The organism is Rhodoglobus sp. G.S.23 (genome assembly GCF_056675935.1).
On record NZ_CM155237.1, the window covers coordinates 29,095 to 49,165 of the forward strand.

Sequence of the window (20,071 nt, forward strand, 5' to 3'; positions counted from 1 at the left end):
TCATGATCGGAGTCGCTGAATGAGCAGAGTTGCGGCAGTCGCTCCTGTGGTGCCGGAATACAGCTACTCCCAAGCCGAAATCACGGCCGAGCTGGGGCCGCTATTATCGGCCACTCCCTCGCATCAGGCCGTCATTGAGCGGATGCACGGGGCCAGCGGAATCCAGCGTCGACACACAGCCCTCCCGCTCGAGCGCTATCGCGACCTCGGCAGCTTTCGTGAAAGCAACAACGAGTTCATTCGCGTCGCCACTGACCTCCTCGACCGCGCGCTGACAACGGCCCTCACGGATGCTGGGCTCACCCCGCGCGATGTGGACTTCGTTTTCTTCACCTCCGTCACGGGAGTTTCGGCACCCTCGGTCGACGCGCTGCTGGTTCCACGTCTGGGGCTACGGCCCGACGTGAAACGTGTTCCCTCTTTTGGGTTGGGCTGTGTGGCGGGAGCCGCGGGCTTGGCCCGCGTGCATGACTATTTGGTAGGGCATCCGGATGAGGTCGGCGTTTTGTTGAGCGTCGAACTGTGCTCGCTCACCCTGCAGCGCGACGACCAAACCATGGGCAACTTTGTGGCCACCGGTCTCTTCGGTGACGGGGCTGCGGCCGTCGTGATGGTGGGGGAGAATCGCAGCGAGTCTGGGCCGCGCATTGTCGACACCCGCAGTACGTTCATCGCCGACAGCCACGATGTGATCGGCTGGAACGTTGGCGGAACCGGCTTCGAGATCGTGCTCACCGCCGGAGTCGCCGACGTCATTCAGAACAGCTTCCCCGCCGAGGTCAGCGATTTTCTAGGCCGCAACGGTCTGACGATTGCAGATATCGGTACCTGGCTTGCGCATCCGGGCGGCCCTCGCGTTCTTGAAGCGTTCGAGAGTTCGCTCGGGCTTAAGCGCAGCGACCTGCAAAGCAGTTGGGATTGTCTTTCACGCGTCGGCAACCTGTCATCGGCTGCCGTGCTGCATGTGCTGGCGGATGCTCTGCACGCCGACCCAGCGCCAGCCCCCGGTAGTCACGCTCTCGCTTTCGCTCTCGGCCCAGGCGTGAGCGCCGAATTCGTTCTCCTGGAGTGGTCGTGATGCGCGCCGCCGCCGAGCGCTGGGGCTGGGGCTGGCGCAAGGTTAGAGCGGTCGATATGAAGGAGCCGCGCGCATGACCGTCATCGCCTACATCGCCCTAGTTCTCGGCACGGGCATGGAACGCCTCTATGAGCTGCGCATCTCGAAGCGCAATGCCGCCGCGGCATTCGAGCGTGGTGGTCGCGAGTACGGCCAGAAGCACTTTCCGTGGATGGTCGCCCTGCACACCGGGCTGCTGATCGCGTGCGTTGTTGAGGTGATCGTGGCCGATCGCCCGTTTCTGTTGTGGCTCGGAATCCCGATGCTCGTCATCACCCTGCTCTGCCAAGCGGCGCGCTACTGGATCATCAATTCGCTTGGCGCTCAGTGGAACACCCGCGTGATCGTCGTGCCCGGAGCTGGCCGGGTGCAGAACCGTGGCCCGTACCGCCTGACGTGGCTGCCGCATCCGAACTACCTGGTCGTGGCGATCGAGGGCATTGCCCTACCGCTCGTGCACACCGCCTGGGTTACCGCGATTGTCTTCACCGTGCTGAATGCGGTGCTGCTGCTGGCGTTCCGCATCCCGACCGAAAATCGGGCGCTGCGCGAACTGACGCCATGACCGGGCTCAGCAAGAGTGGCATCGTCGACGTGATCGTCGACGTGATCGTCGTTGGTGGCGGGCCTGTTGGTCTTGCCGCAGCCATCAACGCGCGGATGCACGGCCTCACCACCCTCGTCATCGAACCCCGCACTGGCACAATCGACAAAGCCTGCGGTGAAGGAGTCATGCCCGGCGCGGTCATCGAACTCGCCGCCCTCGGGGTTCGCCCGCACGGCCGCCTGATCGCGGGCATCAGCTACCAAGATGGCACGCGCACTGCCGAACACCGCTTCACCTCGGATGCTGCGCTCGGCGTTCGGCGTACCGAACTGCACCGGGCACTCGCTGAACGCGCGGTCGAGCTCGGTGTCGAGTTTGTGCACGGCAAGGTTGAGGCTATCGAGCAGTCTGGCGACGGTCAGCAGGCTGGTGCCAAAGTGAACGCGGTATCCGCGTACCTCGCTGACGGCCTCACCATCGAGGGGCGGTGGATTCTCGGCTGCGATGGCCTGCACTCCACGGTGCGCGAGCTGGTTGGCCTGGCCGCGCGCCATCGCCGCGTGAGGCGACGTGATTCTCGGCGGTTCGGCATCCGGCAGCACTTTGAGGTTGCTCCGTGGACTGATCTCGTGGAGGTGCATTGGGCGCCGACCGCCGAGCTGTATGTCACGCCGGTGAGCGATACCGAAGTGGGTGTTGCCGTGCTGGGCCCGCGTGGAACGTCGTTCGAGGACGCGTTGGCGAGTGTGCCGGCGCTCGCCGAACGACTGCGCGATGCGACTCCCGCGTCGACAGTGCGGGGCGCTGGCCCGCTATTACAGAACACGACAGGGCAGCGTGCGGGCCGAGTGTTGCTTGTTGGTGACGCCGCTGGCTATGTCGATGCGATCACGGGGGAGGGCATCCGGTTGGGCTTGGCCGAGGCGCGCGCAGCTATTGAGTGCATCGTTGCCGGTGAACCCGAACGGTACGAACTCGAGTGGCGCCGAATCACCCGGGACTTCCGGATGCTCACGACCGGGCTTGTTGCCGCCGCCAAGTCACCATTGCGCCGAGCCATCGTGCCGGTCGCCGCGCGATTGCCGCGGCTTTACGGTCGTGTTGTGGAGCGCCTCGCTCGCTAGCTAGGCAGCAACAGCGGAAGCAGCTCTTCTGCCTTCGAGACGACAGCGAGCGACCCTTCGGATTCGTCGGCGTTGCCGTAACCCCACTCGACATAGATGGTGGGGATGCCATGCTCGTGGGCACCCTCGATGTCGTAGTCGCGATCACCGATCATGACCGGGTTGCTCACGTCGGCACCGATCATTTTCAGGCGCGTGAGGGCTTCGGCGATGACATCCTTCTTCGCGCTTCGAATCTCATCGATCGATGCGCCCGACATCACCCGGAAGTACTGCGTGAGGTTTGCGTGGTCCAAAATGACGGATGCGGGAAACTCGGGCTTCGAGGTGGCCAGGGACAGTGGGATCCCGCTCTTGTGCAGCTTTCTCAGAACCTTGGCCATGCCGGGAAAGATGTCACTGCCGTGGGCGTTGTTGCCCTCCATGTAATGGCGGCGGTACACGGCCAGCGCCTGAGCCGATTCGGTGGGGGTGAAGTCGGCGCGGTCGCGGAACGAATCGAGAATCGGCGGGCCAACATACGCCCGAAGCTCTTCTTGCGAAGGAACGGGGTAGCCCATCTCCTCAAACATGAACGCGAGGGATGTTGTGATTCCGGGCGCCGAGTCGGCGATCGTGCCATCGAGGTCGACGAGGATGCAGGTCCAGTTATTAGCCATTTGTATCAAGCCTAAGCGGCAAGCCTGAATACTAGAACAATCGCGTGTTGGGGTCGTCGAGCCCGCGCATCTCGTCATAATCCAACAGCACACAGCGGATGCCGCGGTCCTTAGCCAGAGTGCGCGCCTGCGGCTTGATTTCCTGGGCTGCAAACACGCCGACAACCGGAGCTAGCAGCGGGTCGCGGTTCATCAGCTCGAGGTAGCGCGTCAACTGCTCAACACCATCAATGTCACCGCGACGCTTGATCTCCACCGCGACGCTTGCGCCCTTTTCGTCGGTCGCGAGAATGTCGACGGGCCCTATGGCGGTCATGTATTCGCGGCGCACGAGGCGGTAACCGTCACCCAAGATGTCAATGTGCTCGGCAAGCAACTTCTGCAGGTGGGCCTCAACGCCATCCTTTTGCAGTCCGGGGTCGACGCCTAGTTCGTGGCGTGAATCGTGCAGGATTTCGTGAATCGAAACGATGAGCATGTCGGCCGACTTAGTGTGGGCGACTTTCCAGATTTCGGTGACTCCGGCATCCGACTGCTCAGTTTCGGGTTCGATTGTGGAGAGCACGCAGGGTGGGCTCATCCAGTTGAGAGGCTTGTAGGAGAGCGCATCGGAGTGCACGAGCACCGAGCCATCCGACTTCAACAACAACAGCCGGGTGGCGAGGGGAAGATGGGCACTGAGACGTCCCGCGTAATCAACGGAGCATTTGGCTATGACAAGTCGCACCTGTCGAGCCTAACGGTGTGCGGCAGGCGGCGGTGCGTCGTTATCGCGGTCGCCACGGCGTTCATCGTTTTGTGCTTCAGCGATGTCAGTGGCCGAAACGATCTGCAACTCTGTCGTGGCAAGACTGACTGCTGCGGATGTCGTACCCGGCGACGCAAAGTCGACGACAGAACGAGCGTGGCGGCCTGCTAATTCGCGGGCGGCGGGGGAGAGGATGCCCGAAAGTGCGCTGAGTACGACGATCACGAGCAGGGCGTTGAGGATGCCGACCTGGTCGCTGATGAAGCCGATCATTGGTGGCCCTATGAGCGCGGCCGAATAGGCGATCGTGGCAACGGCGGTGACGCGGGCGGTTGCGCGTTTGGGGTCGTCGGCGGCGGCGGAAATTCCGACGGGGAAGCCGAGGGCCGCGCCAGCACCCCAGAACACGGTTCCGATGACGGCCAGCCAGACAACGGGCGAGAAAATGACGAGCAACAGGCCGAGAGCAGCGAACCCGGCGGATGCTCGCAGCACGGGCACGCGCCCGAAGCGGTCGAGGGCACGAACCCCCAAGAAGCGTGTTGCTGTCATTGCGGTCACAAAGACACCGAAGATGAGGGTACCAAACGCATTGTCGAGTTCGTAGCCGTCGACCATGGCGAGGGCGAGCCAGTCGATTGCTGTTCCCTCAGCAAAAGCCATGCCCAACACAATGATGCCGATGATGACGGTGCGGGGTTCGAGCCACACGCTGCGCAATTTGGGGGCGGCCAGCTCGCCTGACGCGATCTTGATCTCGTGAGTATTGGGTGGGGCATCCGCCAGCGATTCGGGCAGGATGAAGCGCAGGGCGGTGAGCGCGGCAGTGATAGCAATTATGGCGACAACAGAGAGGTGCAGCGCGAGCGGGATGTGGAGGGCTTCAGCCCCGGCCCCGATCCCGGCGCCCGCCATCGTGCCCAGACTGTAGAAGCCGTGCAGGGTCGGCATGATTGAGCGGCCAAGCAGTCGTTCGTTTGCGGCACCAGAGAGGTTGATGGCGACGTCGTAGGCGCTGAAGGAGGTGCCCATGATGGCGAGAGTGATTACTGCACCCAAGAAGCTTCCGAGAACGCCGATCATTATGGCGGTGGCCGCGAGGGCAGTGACGAAGACGAGTATGCACACCCGCACTACGGCGACAGCCCCAAAGCGTTCGACAAGTCGCCCGGCAACCAGCAACCCCACAATGGATCCGATGGCGAGCCCGAAAAGCAGAACACCAATCTCCGAATGGCTGGCATTGAAAAGGTCGCGAACGGTGGGAATGCGCCCAACCCAGCTAGCAAACGTGAACCCGGCAAGCGTGAACAGAGTGGCGATCGCGTTGCGCCACGAGAGCACTTGGCGGTGCGTCAGGCCGTGGGGGTGCTGGGGTGTTGCCGCGGCTTCGTCAGGGGCGGTCATCACTTAATAGTAAGGCTCTCCACTGGTCTCAGATTCGCAGCGAATCCATGAGAAGAAAGCCTTAGGCTGGGGTGCATGAGTGCCGAATCGTCGTTACCTTCCGGAATTGCCGTCAACGATCTCGATGACAAGGTGCGTCCTCAAGACGACCTCTATCGGCACGTGAACGGTGCGTGGATTGACCGCACCGAAATTCCCTCAGACAAGGCGCGCTATGGCTCCTTTATGGTGCTTGCTGAAGAAGCAGAAGAGGCCGTTCGCGACATCATCATCGAGTCGCAGTCGGCTGAACCCGGCACTGAAGCGCGCAAGGTTGGCGACCTCTATGCGAGTTTTCTCGATGAGGCCCGCGCCGACGAATTGGGAGCAACCCCCATTGCCCCGCAGCTTGCTGAAGCGGCAGCCGTTGACTCCATCCCCACTCTCCTCAGCACGCTAGGTCGCCTCGAACGTGGCGGCACGAGCGGATTCTTCCAGCTCTTCGTCGACAACGATCCCGGCAACCCCGAGCGCTACCTCGTCTTCATCGAACAGGGCGGTCTTGGCCTGCCAGACGAGTCGTACTATCGCGAAGAGAAGTTTGCCGAAATTCTCACCAAGTACGAGACCTTCATTGAGCGGATGCTCACGCTCGCCGGCCTCGACGCTCCTGCCGAGCGTGCTGCCGGTATCGTCGCCCTCGAAACCGAGATCGCGTCGAAGCACTGGGATAACGTCGCCAACCGCGACAGCGAGAAAACCTACAACCCGATGACGTGGCAAGCAGCCAACGACCTCACCGGTGCCGTTGACCTCAACGTCTGGCTCGACGCCATCGATGTTCCCGAACACGCCCTCGACGAGGTTGTTGTGCGTCAGCCCAGCTTCGTCGAAGGACTCGATTCGGTACTGAACGACGACCACCTGCAGGCCTGGCGTGACTGGTTGGCTTGGCAAGTCATCCGCACCAATTCCGCTTACCTGTCTGGCGACTTTGTGGAAGCGAACTTCGACTTCTATGGCCGCACCCTTTCGGGTACGCCCCAGCTTCGTGCGCGCTGGAAGCGGGGAGTTTCCCTCGTCGAGGGCGTGCTCGGCGAGGCTGTCGGCAAGATTTATGTTGAGCGTCACTTTCCTCCCACCGCAAAGTCGGCAATGGATGTGCTCGTCGCCAACCTCGTTGAGGCCTACCGTCAGTCGATCACCGAACTTGAATGGATGAGCGTCGCCACCCGTGAGCGTGCCCTCAACAAGCTCGACAAGTTCACCCCCAAGATCGGTTTCCCCGAGAAGTGGCGCGATTACTCGACTCTCGAAATCAGTGTCGACGACCTTGCGGGAAACATGCGTGCAGCTAATGAGTTCGAGTTCCAGCGTGAACTCGGCAAGATCGGCAAGCCGCTCGACCGCGACGAATGGTTCATGACGCCGCAAACCATCAACGCCTATTACAACCCCGGCTTCAACGAGATCGTGTTCCCCGCCGCTATCCTGCAGTATCCCTTCTTTGACGAGGGCCGGGATGACGCCGCTAACTATGCTGCGATCGGTGCCGTCATCGGGCACGAAATTGGTCACGGCTTCGACGACCAGGGTGCGAAGTACGACGGCGACGGTCGCCTCATCGACTGGTGGACCCCAGAAGATAAGGCCGCCTTCGAAGAGCGCACCAAGTCGCTCATTGACCAGTACAACGCGCTTGCCCCCGCGCAAGTTCCCGAACATCACGTCAACGGTTCGCTCACTATCGGCGAAAACATTGGTGACCTTGGAGGGCTCGCGATTGCGTGGAAGGCCTACCAGATCTCTCTCGACGGAGCCGAAGCTCCCGTCATTGACGGCCTCACTGGTGCGCAACGGTTCTTCATGTCGTGGGCGCAAGCGTGGCAGCAAAAGGGCCGCGATGAGGAAGTGATTCGCCTGCTCGCGATTGATCCCCACTCGCCCAACGAATTCCGCTGCAATCAAATTGTTCGCAACATCGATGCGTTCTATGAGACATTTGGTGTTACTGAATCCGATTCGCTGTGGCTATCCCCGAAAGATCGCGTCACTATTTGGTAGAGATTGAGCAAACCCGAGAACGCCGTCAACGCATTCGCGCACCCCGCGTGCCGAAGCATGCCGGAACTCGTGAAGAACCCAACTTCACGAGTACCTTTGCCGCGCTCGGAAAACTCAAGCTCGGAGATTCTGGTGTGCGAGTGTCGGCCAGCGCCGTCGACATTAACACCGGCAAGACCGTTCTCAGCATTGACGACAGAGTTGAACTGCCCACCGCGAGTATCGGCAAAATCCTGCTGCTTATCGAAGTCTCGGCACGATTCGACCAGCGCGAATTCGCGCCATACGGCATCCTCGACAAAGTTCCCGGATCGTCGGTAGGAGCCGCCGGCCTCTGGCAACACCTCCAAGCACCCTCGCTTCCCGTCGCTGACCTTGCCGCTCTTGTTGGCGCAACCAGCGACAACCTCGCCACCAACATCCTGTTGCGCCTCATTGGCCTGGATGCCGTGCGTGCCCGCACAGAATCCCTCGGCCTCACTAAAACGGCCCTCCTCGACCTCGTACGGGACAATCGCGGACCCGACGACGCACCCCAAGTTTCCGTCGGCTCCACCCTCGAACTCAGCTGGCTCTTTGGTGCACTCGCCCGCGGCGAAATCATCAACTCCATCGCCAGCCAACGCGTGCTCGGCTGGCTCTCACTCAACACCGACCTGTCACTCGTCGCCAGCGCCTTCGGGCTCGACCCCCTCGCTCACCGCGGAGCCGACCACAGCACCCTGCTGGTCAACAAAACCGGCATCGATCGAGGAGTGCGAGCGGAAGCCGGCGCCCTCAGAGGCAACAAGCGGGCCGTCGCCTATGCGGCATCCATCCAATTCAACGACAGCAGCCTGCAAGCCCGCCTGCGTGCAATTGAAGCCATGCGCATCTTTGGTTACGACCTGCTGGAGTACGTGCACTAACGCTGGCGGCCAGCCCACTCGCGATCGAGAATTGCGTAGATTCCGGTATCGGCCCACGCTCCCTTGAACCACATGTCCTCAACATGATGAGCTTCGTGCCGCATCCCGAGCGTGAGGCACAACCGCACCGAATCATCATTGCGGGGGTCGAGGTTGGCAAACACCCGATGAAGCCTGAGTTCATCGAACGCGAGATCAAGCAGAACGGATGCCGCTTCACGGGCATAACCGTTCCCCTGAAAGTTCGGGTGCAGTGCCCACCCAATCTCGGCATTCGAATCCTCAGCGCTCTCGATTTTGAAATAGAGGGTGCCGATGATGACCGACCGTCGAGTGTCGGACGCGCTCGCAGCGGCGCCAGGCTCGGAAGTTGTCGCAGTCGCAGTAGGAGGTACGGCATCCGCCAGCTCGATCGCTAACTGCAGGTAGTCGCCGCTCTCGGCAAGATTCTCACTCGCGGTCCACTCGGTGATCTTCTCGATGACGGCCGCACGGTCGCGAGGCTCGTAAAGCATGTATGTCGTCAGCTCGGCGTTCGATTGCTGGGCGTGGATGTCATCCACATCGTTATCGCTGAGCGTGAGCGAGCGAAGGACGAGTCGCTCAGTGCGAATCGGGGTGCTGAACTCAAACGGTTTCATTGGCGACCCTCTGCTTGTGTGGGAGGAGCTAGCTGCTTAGGCGGTATTCGGTCGGGCGATGTCAGCCGCACTAGGAGAGCGCTCGACTGGCACGTTGTAGAGAGCAGTGAGCGCCGCGTCGAATTCGGCGATGCGTCCGTCGGCCGCAAACTCACGGGCGCGAACGGAAGGGCCATGCAGCAGCACGCCACCGAGGTGACGCAGTGCCGAAATGGTCTCTTCGCCGGCGCCACGCGCTTTAGCGCGAGCAATTTCGGCCTCAAGGAGAGCGAAGTGATGCTTACGGAGAGCAACGATCGCTGGCTCCGCCTGGCTTTCGGCAGCGAATTCGTGGGCGGCCGTGCGAACCAGATCACGGGCATCCGCGTGAGCATTAAGTTCTTCGAGCGGTGCATGGAGGCTAATGGTTTCGAGATCGAGCAGATCAACACCGTCGAGCTGGCCAACGGCGGGGTCAACGTTGCGGGGGAGCCCGAGGTCAAGCACGAGACACTTGCTGGCCGCCGAGAACCGATTGGTGCCGAGCACAGCGCTCACGGTGCACGTGACAATGACATCAACGTCGAAGTCTTCGCTCTGAGTGAGACCGTGCTTGAGGGCGAACGCGGCATCGCGGCCAGACGGCGAGAAAACGCGGAGGTCGAGGGCACCCTTGTCTCGCAGAGCATTCACGGTCGTGACGGCGTAACGGCCAGTGCCAACCACGAGCACCCGCGTAGTCGACCAGTCGGCCACGCGGCTCGAGGCCAACTCAAGGGCGAGACGCACGAGAGACTTCCCCGAACCACCAATGGCAGTGTTGTTCTTAATGCCGCGGCTCGTGTGGGTGGCGCGCTGAAAGAGGCGCTCGAGGTCGCGAGTTGTTGTGCCGTCCGCTCGAGCCTGATCGAGAGCGCGGCTAACCTGCCCCGAAATCTCGGCTTCACCGATCACGACAGACTCAAGACCTGAGGTCACAGCAAAGAGGTGAGCTGCGGCATCCGCACCCTCATGAACGGCGATGGATGCTCGCAAGGTATCGACGCTCAGGCCGGTGCGTTCGCTCAGCGAGTCGAGCAGGGAGCAGACCGTGATTGCCGAACCAGCGGTGAGAGGTTCTTCGACATCGAGGTACGCCTCGAAGCGGTTGCAGGTGGCAACGACGACGGCTCCGGCAACGAAATCGTTGTGCGAAACGAGGTCGGTGGTGGCCGCCGGGGCAACCTCAGACAGACTTTCGAGTACGTCTAAGCTCGCGTTGCGATGATTCGAGCTAAGACACAGGAGCACAACCTAATGTTAACCCTGTGACCATGAATTCTGACCACCCACTTCTCGACGGCCGTACAGCTAACTCGCCTATCATCCGGGCCTATCGGGGTGATCGCCCCGAAACGACCCCCGTGTGGTTTATGCGCCAGGCCGGTCGTTCACTGCCGGAGTACCGCAAACTGCGCGAAGGCAATGAAATGCTCGAGGCGTGCCTGACACCTGATCTCGCCAGCGAGATCACCATGCAGCCGGTGCGTCGCCACAATGTCGACGCCGCCATTTTCTTCAGCGACATTGTTATCCCGGCCAAGCTTGCCGGTGTTGAGGTCGAGATCGTTCCCGGCCGTGGCCCCGTTTTCGCTAACCCGATTCGCACGGCGGCGGATGTCGCCAAGCTGAACCCCATCGACCCGGCAGCGTTTGCGCCGATCCGCGAAGCTGTCGCACAAACCGTTGCCCAGCTGGGAAACACTCCGCTCATTGGTTTCGCTGGAGCACCATTCACTCTCGCCTCGTACATGGTTGAGGGTGGCCCGAGCAAAGACCAGCAGCGTGCCCGCACTCTCATGTATTCCGACCCGCAAACGTGGGCAAATCTGCTCAACTGGTGTGCGGATGTCGCTGGCGAGTTCTTGATCGCCCAGGTTGAAGCCGGGGCATCTGCCGTTCAGCTCTTCGACTCCTGGGTTGGTTCGCTCTCAGAGCAGCAGTATGTGCGCCGGGTCGCTCCCCACTCCAAGCGTGTTTTCTCGCACTTGCGCGGCTACGAGGTTCCCAAGGTTCACTTCGGTGTCGGCAGCGGCGAAGTGCTGCAGGCCATGCACGGCATTGGTGCCGACGTCATGGGTGTCGACTGGCGCATCCCACTCGACGAGGCTGATCGTCGCCTCGGTGGTGGCGTTCCTCTTCAGGGCAACATCGACCCAGCACTGCTCGGTGCACCATGGCATGTGCTCGAAGCGCACGTGCGCGACGTCATGAACCGTGGCCGCGTTGCTCCAGCCCACGTCGTGAACCTCGGCCACGGCGTCGGCCCCGACACCGACCCGGATGTGCTCACCAGAATTGTGGAGCTCGTTCACCAGGAAGGCTAGTGCCGTGAGCACGACAGAATTTACCGTCGTCGGCGGCGGCATCGCTGGGCTTGTCACGGCGCGACGGCTCGCGATGGCTGGCCGAACCGTGCGCCTCATTGAGGCAAGCGATCATCTGGGCGGCACCGTGGCATCCCACCGCGTTGGTGGCATCAACCTGGATGCTGGCGCCGAGAGCTTCGCGACCCGCGGCAACACTGTTGCCGATCTCGCCCGCGAACTCGGGCTCGGCGACGAGATAGTTTCACCCAGCGACGAGGGCGCGTGGCTGCAGCCGGTGGCTGGCAACGCCCTGCCATTGCCGAGCACAGGCATCTTGGGAATCCCGGCGACTCCGCTCGACGCACAAACCATTGCTGTGCTCGGGCTCGGTGGCGCGCTGCGAGCTCAACTTGATTCGCTGATTCCGTGGTTTGGCAAACGCACAGCCATATCTCTTGGGGCGCTTGTGCGTCGCCGTATGGGCAACGCCGTCGTCGAAAAACTGGTCGCCCCCGTCGTGCACGGTGTCTACTCTCTACACCCCGACGACCTTCCGCTCGAGCGAGTTGCAACCCTCAAGGAACGCCTCGCCCTGCACGGTTCGCTCGCGGCAGCGGTGCGTTCGATGCGTGACGCAATGCCAGCCGGAACAGCGGTTCAGGGCATCCGTGGTGGCATCAATCGTCTCGTCACCGAACTTGCCGCCGACCTCACCACCTATGGCGTGATCGTCGAGTTCGAGCGTCGGATCGAGAATATTGATGAACTCGCCGGCCTCGATGGCATCGTCATTGTTGCTGCTCCGGGCATCCTCGCTCCCGTTCGTGGTCGCACCGTGACTCTCGCCACTCTCGTGCTCGACGCGCCAGAGTTGGATGCCGAACCGCGAGGCTCTGGAGTGCTCGTCGCCCCCGGCTGCACCAGCGTTTCGGCCCGCGCCCTCACGCACTCAACCTCAAAGTGGGAGTGGCTGAAGGAATACGCCGAGGCTCGTCACATTGTGCGGCTTTCGTACAACGAGGAACCAAACGATCTGGCCGAAACTGCGCGCCGGGATGCCGAAGTTCTTCTGGGCGTCTCGTTGCCGCCAGAGTCGGTACTTGATTTCGCTCGCCAACAGTGGCTTCGGCCGACCGCGCTCGCGGCAGCTGAGCGAACGGATGGCGTGGTCGTCGTCGGCGAGACCGTCGGCGGAACCGGGTTGGCTGGCATTGTGTCGCACGCCAACGCCACGGTTGACCGACTACTGGCCGCGGATGCGGATGCCGCGATTGACGATGCAACCGAAGAGATAAGCTAGTTAGGTTCGCCTAATACACAGGTATTTTCCCAGTTTGCCCAGAAGGCACGGGAGAGAATGGAAGACATGACTGACGTCGACAATGCCACCGAAGTTTTGGGCTACACCCTGTGGGCGGTGTTCCGTCGCGACCCACACCGTGCTGCTCCTACCGGGGGCCTTGCTGCTGCCGTTGCCGCTGTTGAAGCGCGCGGTGTCACCGTTCGCGGTTTCTATGATGTGTCTGGCATGCGGGCTGACGCCGACATCATGATTTGGCTGCACGGTAACAACCCGGAGAACATTCAGTGGGCTCTGCGTGAGTTGCGCCGCAGCGAGCAGCTCTCGACCCTGCTTCCCACGTGGAACGCGATGGGCGTGCACCGCGACGCTGAGTTCTCGAAGAGTCACATGCCGGCGTTTATGCGGGGCAAGGAGCCAGAGGCGTGGCTCACCGTGTACCCGTTCGTGCGCAGTTACGAGTGGTACCTGTTGCCCGAAGCCGAACGCAGCAAGATGTTGCGCGACCACGGCATCAAGGGTTCCGAGATGCCTCAGGTTCTCGCCAACACCGTCGCGAGCTTTGCACTCGGCGACTACGAGTGGATGCTCGCGCTCGAAGCTCCAGAACTCGTTGACCTGGTCGACCTCATGCGTCACTTGCGTCAAACGGATGCCCGCATGCACGTGCGTGAAGAGGTGCCGTTCTACACGGGCCGCCGCATCGCGCTTGAGCAAATTGCGGAGGTGTTGGCATGACCCGCATCCTTGCTGCAACGGATGCCGCAGCATCCGGCCCTGAACACGTCGAAGAAGCGGTTGCCTACGACGCTATTCTCCTCGCGAGCTTTGGCGGGCCTGAGGGTCAAGACGATGTCATCCCGTTCCTGCGGAATGTGACGCGCGGACGAGGTATTCCCGAGGAACGGCTCGAAGAGGTTGCTCACCACTACCGCGCGTTTGGCGGAGTGAGCCCTATCAACGACCAGAACCGTGAGCTGAAGGCGGCCCTTGAGGCTGAGCTCGCTCGCCGCGGAATTGACCTGCCGGTGCTGTGGGGAAACCGCAACTGGAATCCCTATCTCAGTGATGCCCTCACTGAAGCCAATGAGCGCGGGTATAAGAAGCTCATCGCCGTCGGCACGAGCGCCTACAGCTCGTATTCGAGCTGCCGTCAGTACCGCGAAGACTACGCAATCGCCCTCGAACAGACCGGCCTGCTCGGCACGATCCAAATTGACAAGGTTCGCCAGTTCTTCGACCACCCCGGCTTTGTGCAGCCATTCATTGATGGTGTTCGTGATGGTCTCGCGAAGGTCGCCGCTCAGGGCATTGCGCCCTACAAAACGCACGTACTCTTTGCCACGCACTCGATTCCGTCGACGGATGCCGCCAAGAGCGGTCCAGAGTCACGTGGCTTCGGCGAGGGTGGCGCGTATGCCGCGCAGCACCTCGCTGTCTCCGAAGTTGTCATGGCGGCGCAGGCGGCCGATTCGCCAGACACACCGCAGCCAGCGCACAGTCTCGTGTACCAGTCGCGCAGTGGCCCGCCCTCGATGCCGTGGCTGGAGCCAGACATCAACGATGCGATTGATGCGCTCGCCGCCGGTGGTAGTGAAGCGGTCGTTATTGTGCCGGTCGGCTTCATTTCCGACCACATGGAAGTGAAGTGGGATCTCGATACGGAGGCGCTAGAAACTGCGGGAGGCCACAATATGTTTGCCGTCCGCGTTCCGACGCCTGGCGTGCATCCGGCGTTCGTCACGGGTCTTGTTGACCTCGTGTTGGAACGTCGCGATGGAGTGCCGGCGGCAGATCGCCCCGCACTGACCACACTCGGCCCTTGGTATGACGTCTGTCGTCCCGGGTGCTGTGAGAATGTGCGGCTCGGCTTCAAACCGGCAGCCGCGGGGGTAGCACCGTGACCGTTATTCGCATTGGAACGCGGGGGAGCACCCTCGCGATGGCTCAAACCACCACGGTGGCACGCGCGCTCGAAAGCAAGACCGGCGTCGAGACGGAAATCATCCCGATCTCGACTCAGGGTGACCGCTCGACGGAGTCACTCTCGACGATTGGCGGTCAAGGGGTATTCGCGAACGCTCTTCGTGACGCACTCCTCGCTGGCGAGTGTGACGTCGTTGTCCACTCGTTGAAAGACTTGCCGACGACTGACGTTCCCGGCCTCACGATCGCCGCGGTGCCGAAACGCGCCGACGAACGTGACGTGCTGTGTGCCCGCGACGAGCTGACCCTGGAGACGCTTCCTGCTGGCGCTCGGGTCGGAACCGGTTCGCCGCGCCGCCAAGCACAGCTGCGTTCGCGGTTCCCTGACCTTGACGTTGTCGACCTGCGAGGCAACATCGATTCCCGCCTAGCCAAAGTCACCGACGGGCACCTCGATGCCGTGATCCTTGCCGCCGCTGGACTTGATCGTGCTGGCCGCGCCGCCGCCATCACCGAATACCTAGGCATCGCAGGCTGGCCAACCGCACCCGGGCAGGGCGCCCTAGCCATCGAAACCCGCACCGGCGAAGAGAAACTTGCCGCCGTGCTCGACCACAAACCGAGCCGCACCAAGACCAACGCCGAACGCTACGTTCTCGCTTTCCTCGACGCCGGATGCTCGGCTCCCCTCGGAGCCCACGCCGTCATCGACGATGGCCTCCTGTTTCTGGATGCGCGGGTCTACGCCCTCGATGGCTCCCGCTACCTCACCAGCTCGCACGCGCTGTACGTCAACGATGTCGAAGACCCAGCGCGCGAGGTTGCACAGCGAGTCGCCGACGAACTGCTGGCACAGGGCGCTGGGGATCTCACGGGAGCACGAGCGTGATCATCCGCCCCCGCCGTTTGCGGTCAAGCCCGGCGATGCGTCGACTGGTCGCCGAAAATCGCACCCACCCCAGCCAACTCATTCTGCCGATGTTTGTGCGCGAAGGGTTGAGCGAGCCGGTGCCGATTAGCTCGATGCCCGGCGTGCAGCAGCACTCGCTCGACTCGATGCGTCGCGCCATTGCCGAAGCCGCCGAACTGGGGATCGGTGGCGTCATGCTGTTCGGCGTTCCCGAGAAGAAGGATGCCGAGGGTTCAGGAGCAATCGACCCGCACGGAATCCTCAACGTCGCCACGCGCGCGGCTGTCGCTGAAGCCGGTGACGCCCTCGTGGTGCAAACCGATCTCTGCTTGGACGAATTCACCGACCACGGTCACTGCGGAGTACTGCGCAAGCGCACCAACCTCGCGACGGGCGTGACCGAGCTCATCGTCGATAATGATGCCTCACTTGAGCGCTACCGCGAGATGGGGGTTGCTCAGGCCGAAGCCGGTTCGCAACTACTGGGGCTCAGCGGAATGATGGATGGTCAGGTTGCTGCCGTGCGCGACGCGCTCGACGACGCCGGCCACACCGACACCCCCTTGCTCGGTTACGCCGCCAAGTACGCCTCAGCGTTCTACGGGCCATTCCGTGAAGCCGTGCAGTCCTCGCTCGAGGGTGACCGTCGTGCCTACCAACAGAATCCAGCCAACCGCCGTGAAGGCATCCGCGAAGTGGAACTCGACATCGACGAGGGTGCCGACATCGTCATGGTGAAGCCAGCGATGAGCTTCCTTGACGTGCTCGCCGACGCTAGCGCTGTCAGCAGCGTGCCCGTGTGGGCGTACCAAGTCTCCGGCGAATACTCGATGATCGAGGCGGCCGCAGCCCACGGCTGGATCGACCGCCGCCGCGCGATCGAAGAATCAGTACTCAGCATCCAGAGGGCCGGCGCCGAAGCGGTGCTCACCTACTACGCAACAGAACTTGCAGAATGGCTACGCCGATGAGCATGAGCACGTCCACGACTGGCAATCCGACCACATCCCCCGCGCCTGGCGCTCCGACCACCAACCAGGAGTCGTTCGACCGCGCTCGCGGCGTGCTGCCCGGCGGAGTCAACTCTCCCGTGCGCGCTTTCGGCTCGGTCGGCGGAACACCTCGCTTCTATGTGAAGGCGTCTGGCTCGTACGTGACGGATGTTGAGGGCCACTCCTACATCGACCTCGTCAACTCCTGGGGCCCTGCCATCCTCGGCCACGCTCATCCCGAAGTGATCGACGCCGTTCAGCAGGCTGCGTCGCGCGGGCTCGGCTTTGGAGCATCCACTCCCGCCGAGACCGAGCTCGCCGAGCTCGTGCGCGCCCGCATCAGCGTCGGGGGAGTGAGCCCGATCGAACGCTTGCGCCTCGTTTCCACCGGCACCGAAGCGACCATGACGGCCATCCGTTTGGCTCGTGGTGCCACCGGGCGCCGCTTGCTCGTGAAGTTCGCCGGCCACTACCACGGTCACTCCGACGGACTCCTTGCTGAAGCCGGTTCTGGTCTCGCCACGCTCTCGATGCCCGGCTCAGCCGGAGTCACCGCCGAGACCGCGGCCCAAACGCTCGTCATCGAATACAACAACGTTGCCGCCCTCGAGCAGGTCTTTGCCGAACACGGTCACGACATCGCTGGCATCATCTTTGAGGCCGCCGCCGCGAATATGGGCGTTCTTGCCCCGCAGCCCGGCTTCAACGAAACCATCGTGCGCATCGCCCACGAACACGGCGCTCTCGCCATCAGCGACGAAGTTCTCACGGGCTTCCGCGTTGACCCCGCCGGCTACTGGGGCTTGGATGCTCGCGCCGCCGCCGCAGCAAACCCCGACGCCCCTGATGCCCGGTGGGTTCCCGACCTCTTCACCTTTGGCAAAGTCATCGGTGGAGGGATGCCGTTGGCCGCTCTGGGCGGGTCGGCTCGCATCATGGAGTTGCTGGCTCCTCTCGGCCCCGTCTACCAAGCAGGCACCCTGAGCGGAAACCCCGTCGCCGTCGCCGCTGGCCTCGCTACGCTTCGGCTCGCAGACGACGCCGTGTATTCGCGGCTCAACCAGGTTGCCGACACCCTCTCGACTGAAACGTCTGCCGCGCTCTCCGCCGAGGGCGTTGAGCATGTTGTGCAGCACGCGGGCAACCTGTTCTCGTTCGCGTTTACTGCGGATGCTCCGCTCAACTTCGCGGCTGTGAAAGCTCAGCAGGGCTACCGCTACGCACCCTTCTTCCACTCGATGCTCGACTCCGGGGTTTCGCTGCCTCCGAGTGTGTTTGAGGCGTGGTTCGTTTCGGCAGCCCACGACGATGGCGTGGTCTCGAAGATCGTCGATGCACTACCCGCCGCCGCGAAGGCTGCTGCCGCGGCATCCGCCCCGCAGTAGTCCGACTCCGCACCGACAGACGCCGACTGCTCGCGAAACTTGCCGCAGCTCAACTGGAAAGTCTGTGTGAGTTCTGGGTGCATCCCTATGCCAATCTGAGAATATGCCGCAGAATGGCTACTTGCGTTAGCAGCAAATCCTGATTACGGCCTGCAGCTATCGCGAGTATGTTGGAAGAACTAACGGGCAACGAAATGGAGTTCACCATGAAGGGCAAGATCCTCCTAGTAGTAGGACTCGGCATCGGCTACGTGCTGGGCACCCGCGCTGGCCGCGAAAAGTACGAAAAGATCAAGGCCACGGCGAACAAGCTGTGGAACGATCCCCGCATTGCGGAGCAGCGCCACAACGCTGAGGACTTTGTGAAAGACAAGGCTCCGGATGTTGCGGAGTTCCTCGCGGACGGTGCCAAGAAGGTCGTCAAGCAGGTCGCGAGCAGCAAGAGCAACAGCAAGACTTCGTCAGCCAAGTCGACAACCACCAGCAGCGCTGCAAAGAAGCCTGCTGCAAAGAAGCCTGCCGCCAAGAAATCTTCGTCAACGGCATCTTCGACGAAGTCCACAAACTCGAAGTAGGGCTGCCATGTACGGTGAATCACCGAAAACAGACCAGCAGCGCGAACCGAAACGTTCGCTAGCGGCCCTCATCGCCGATGTACCTCGCCTCCTTGGCGAGCTCGTTCGCGGAGAGATCGAGTCGCTCAAGAACGAAATAGTTGGCAAGCTCAAGAACGCCGGAATTGGCATTGGCCTGTTCGCGGGAGCCGCATTCTTTGCACTCTTCGCGCTCATGGTGCTCATCGCGGCAGCCGTCCTCGGCTTTGCTGAGGTCATGCCTGCGTGGGCGGCCGCCTTGGTTGTCGCCGGCATCCTGCTGGTCATCGTGGCAATTCTCGTGCTGATTGGTGTTTCTCTCGTCAAAAAGGGCACCCCACCGGCACCCACCGAAACGATCGAAAGTATTAAGAGCGATGTTCGTGCCATCAAAGGCACCCGAAAGCGGAGGTCATAATGTCTGACAAAGCAAGCGACAACATTGAGCAGGCCCGCGCTGAACTTGAGCGCACCCTCGACGCCATTGAAGATAAGTTCAACGTCGGCAAGCGTGTCGACGAAGTAGCAACCCGTGTGCGCAGCTCCTACGAGAGCAACCCCATCCCCTGGATTGTTGGTGCAGCGGCCGCAGCAGTGTCGGTTGTTGCCGTCGTTGCGTGGGCTATTTTGAGCGACGACGACTGACTCGATTAGCGTCTGACTCCCCAACAGGTGGAGTATAGAGAGCATGGCAAGCAAAGCACTCGATGGTTTGCGCGTGCTCGTTCCACGCGGAGGCAATTGGGGCGACAGCGTCGCAGCATTACTGAGGGATCACTCAGCAATTCCGGTGATCGCTCCGCTCATCAATTTCGCACCCTCTGAGAACGTGCCGGCGCTCGCAAACGCGTTCCACGAACTCAACGATGGACAGTTTGATTGGATCGCGGTCACCAGCGCAACGACCGTCGATGTACTGAGTGTCAGCGGTGTGAAGATCCCCGAGCGCACCAAAATTGCTGCCGTGGGGGAGACCACTGCCGGGGCCTTGAGCCTTGCGGGCCATCGCGTAGATTTCGTTCCGGAACTCGATAACTCGGGTCGCGGTCTCGTCAAAGAGTGGCCGGATCGCACTCCGGGTCTTCGCGTTTTGACTCCGCAATCCAATCTTGCCGACACCACGCTGCCCGACGGCCTGGGTGCGCTCGGCATCGAAGTTGTCAGCGTCTCCGCTTACAGCACGGTCGGTGTTCCCGTCGCCGACCATGTGCGCGAGGATGTTGCATCCGGTCGCATCTCTGCCGTGCTGGTCAGTTCTGGCTCAGTAGCCCGCCAGGTGGCCGAGCAATTGGCCCCGTTGCCCGAAACCACTATCGTGGCGTGCATCGGGCCCCGCACAGCTTTTGACGCTCGTGCCGCGGGCCTCACCGTTCACGTGATCGCCGAAACCCGATCGAGTGAATCGCTCGTTGACGCTCTTGCGGAGTATCTGAACCGCTAGTTT

General features: G+C 62.1%; 21 protein-coding genes. 16 read left to right on the forward strand and 5 right to left on the reverse strand.

Going from position 1 to position 20,071, the window contains the following annotated elements; all coding sequences use genetic code 11:
* Positions 1 to 19: 19 nt before the first annotated feature.
* The 3 genes from AC1ENN_RS00160 to AC1ENN_RS00170 all read left to right on the forward strand — a co-directional run bounded on the left by AC1ENN_RS00160 (position 20) and on the right by AC1ENN_RS00170 (position 2,788).
* Positions 20 to 1,078 carry a type III polyketide synthase gene (locus AC1ENN_RS00160; RefSeq protein WP_480406332.1) on the forward strand — a complete coding sequence of 353 codons (1,059 nt, stop codon included), beginning with the start codon at positions 20 to 22 and terminating at the stop codon, positions 1,076 to 1,078.
* A 73-nt stretch (positions 1,079 to 1,151) separates the two neighbouring features.
* A complete protein-coding gene (locus tag AC1ENN_RS00165) occupies positions 1,152 to 1,682 on the forward strand; it encodes an isoprenylcysteine carboxyl methyltransferase family protein (protein WP_480406333.1) in 531 nt (176 codons plus the stop codon).
* The gene (locus AC1ENN_RS00170; protein ID WP_480406334.1) at positions 1,679 to 2,788 is read left to right on the forward strand and encodes an NAD(P)/FAD-dependent oxidoreductase; all 1,110 of its coding nucleotides are present in this window, start codon (positions 1,679 to 1,681) and stop codon (positions 2,786 to 2,788) included. The genes AC1ENN_RS00165 and AC1ENN_RS00170 overlap by 4 nt, the downstream gene beginning before the upstream one ends.
* Here the strand turns inward: AC1ENN_RS00170 and AC1ENN_RS00175 are convergent.
* Genes AC1ENN_RS00175 through AC1ENN_RS00185 form a run of 3 tightly spaced genes read right to left on the reverse strand, consistent with a single transcriptional unit; the run spans position 2,785 to position 5,602 of the window.
* Entirely contained in the window at positions 2,785 to 3,447 is a 663-nt protein-coding gene (locus AC1ENN_RS00175) for an HAD hydrolase-like protein (protein WP_480406335.1), read from the reverse strand. The two genes, AC1ENN_RS00170 and AC1ENN_RS00175, sit on opposite strands and share 4 nt — an antisense overlap.
* A gap of 31 nt (positions 3,448 to 3,478) precedes the next feature.
* A complete protein-coding gene (nucS, locus tag AC1ENN_RS00180) occupies positions 3,479 to 4,174 on the reverse strand; it encodes an endonuclease NucS (protein WP_480406336.1) in 696 nt (231 codons plus the stop codon).
* A 9-nt stretch (positions 4,175 to 4,183) separates the two neighbouring features.
* Positions 4,184 to 5,602 carry an MFS transporter gene (locus AC1ENN_RS00185; RefSeq protein WP_480406337.1) on the reverse strand — a complete coding sequence of 473 codons (1,419 nt, stop codon included), beginning with the start codon at positions 5,600 to 5,602 and terminating at the stop codon, positions 4,184 to 4,186.
* Between the two features lie 75 nt (positions 5,603 to 5,677).
* Here AC1ENN_RS00185 and AC1ENN_RS00190 point away from each other — a divergent pair, with 75 nt between their 5' ends.
* On the forward strand, positions 5,678 to 7,645 hold the full coding sequence (locus AC1ENN_RS00190) for a M13 family metallopeptidase (RefSeq protein WP_480406338.1): 1,968 nt from the start codon (positions 5,678 to 5,680) through the stop codon (positions 7,643 to 7,645).
* On the forward strand, positions 7,639 to 8,553 hold the full coding sequence (locus AC1ENN_RS00195) for a serine hydrolase (RefSeq protein ID WP_449648213.1): 915 nt from the start codon (positions 7,639 to 7,641) through the stop codon (positions 8,551 to 8,553). Before AC1ENN_RS00190 ends, AC1ENN_RS00195 begins: the two co-directional genes overlap by 7 nt.
* Here the strand turns inward: AC1ENN_RS00195 and AC1ENN_RS00200 are convergent.
* Positions 8,550 to 9,194, reverse strand: a complete 645-nt coding sequence (locus AC1ENN_RS00200; RefSeq protein ID WP_480406339.1) for a GNAT family N-acetyltransferase — start codon at positions 9,192 to 9,194, stop codon at positions 8,550 to 8,552. The genes AC1ENN_RS00195 and AC1ENN_RS00200 overlap by 4 nt on opposite strands.
* 36 nt (positions 9,195 to 9,230) lie before the next feature.
* The gene (locus tag AC1ENN_RS00205) at positions 9,231 to 10,463 is read right to left on the reverse strand and encodes a glutamyl-tRNA reductase (protein ID WP_449647903.1); all 1,233 of its coding nucleotides are present in this window, start codon (positions 10,461 to 10,463) and stop codon (positions 9,231 to 9,233) included.
* A 23-nt stretch (positions 10,464 to 10,486) separates the two neighbouring features.
* Here AC1ENN_RS00205 and hemE point away from each other — a divergent pair, with 23 nt between their 5' ends.
* From hemE to AC1ENN_RS00260, 11 genes are all read left to right on the forward strand, one after another.
* Positions 10,487 to 11,539: a uroporphyrinogen decarboxylase gene (hemE, locus tag AC1ENN_RS00210; protein ID WP_449647904.1), complete on the forward strand. Its 1,053-nt coding sequence runs from the start codon at positions 10,487 to 10,489 to the stop codon at positions 11,537 to 11,539.
* Positions 11,540 to 11,543: 4 nt separating this feature from the next.
* Positions 11,544 to 12,821, forward strand: a complete 1,278-nt coding sequence (locus AC1ENN_RS00215) for a protoporphyrinogen/coproporphyrinogen oxidase (protein ID WP_480406340.1) — start codon at positions 11,544 to 11,546, stop codon at positions 12,819 to 12,821.
* Between the two features lie 57 nt (positions 12,822 to 12,878).
* Positions 12,879 to 13,559, forward strand: coding sequence for a hydrogen peroxide-dependent heme synthase (gene hemQ, locus AC1ENN_RS00220; protein ID WP_449647906.1), 681 nt, complete (start codon positions 12,879 to 12,881; stop codon positions 13,557 to 13,559).
* Positions 13,556 to 14,725 (forward strand): ferrochelatase, encoded by a 1,170-nt coding sequence (locus AC1ENN_RS00225; protein WP_480406341.1) that lies wholly within the window; start codon positions 13,556 to 13,558, stop codon positions 14,723 to 14,725. The genes hemQ and AC1ENN_RS00225 overlap by 4 nt, the downstream gene beginning before the upstream one ends.
* Positions 14,722 to 15,636, forward strand: a complete 915-nt coding sequence (gene hemC / locus AC1ENN_RS00230) for a hydroxymethylbilane synthase (protein WP_449647908.1) — start codon at positions 14,722 to 14,724, stop codon at positions 15,634 to 15,636. The genes AC1ENN_RS00225 and hemC overlap by 4 nt, the downstream gene beginning before the upstream one ends.
* A gap of 35 nt (positions 15,637 to 15,671) precedes the next feature.
* On the forward strand, positions 15,672 to 16,628 hold the full coding sequence (gene hemB / locus AC1ENN_RS00235) for a porphobilinogen synthase (RefSeq protein ID WP_480406959.1): 957 nt from the start codon (positions 15,672 to 15,674) through the stop codon (positions 16,626 to 16,628).
* 2 nt (positions 16,629 to 16,630) lie between these two features.
* A complete protein-coding gene (hemL, locus tag AC1ENN_RS00240) occupies positions 16,631 to 18,034 on the forward strand; it encodes a glutamate-1-semialdehyde 2,1-aminomutase (RefSeq protein WP_480406960.1) in 1,404 nt (467 codons plus the stop codon).
* Between the two features lie 194 nt (positions 18,035 to 18,228).
* Positions 18,229 to 18,609 carry a YtxH domain-containing protein gene (locus AC1ENN_RS00245; RefSeq protein WP_480406342.1) on the forward strand — a complete coding sequence of 127 codons (381 nt, stop codon included), beginning with the start codon at positions 18,229 to 18,231 and terminating at the stop codon, positions 18,607 to 18,609.
* Positions 18,610 to 18,616: 7 nt separating this feature from the next.
* Positions 18,617 to 19,045 carry a phage holin family protein gene (locus AC1ENN_RS00250; protein WP_480391525.1) on the forward strand — a complete coding sequence of 143 codons (429 nt, stop codon included), beginning with the start codon at positions 18,617 to 18,619 and terminating at the stop codon, positions 19,043 to 19,045.
* Complete coding sequence (locus tag AC1ENN_RS00255) at positions 19,045 to 19,272, forward strand: DUF3618 domain-containing protein (protein WP_449647913.1); 228 nt, start codon at positions 19,045 to 19,047, stop codon at positions 19,270 to 19,272. The genes AC1ENN_RS00250 and AC1ENN_RS00255 overlap by 1 nt, the downstream gene beginning before the upstream one ends.
* A 43-nt stretch (positions 19,273 to 19,315) precedes the next feature.
* Positions 19,316 to 20,068, forward strand: a complete 753-nt coding sequence (locus AC1ENN_RS00260) for a uroporphyrinogen-III synthase (protein ID WP_480391526.1) — start codon at positions 19,316 to 19,318, stop codon at positions 20,066 to 20,068.
* Positions 20,069 to 20,071 lie beyond the last annotated feature (3 nt).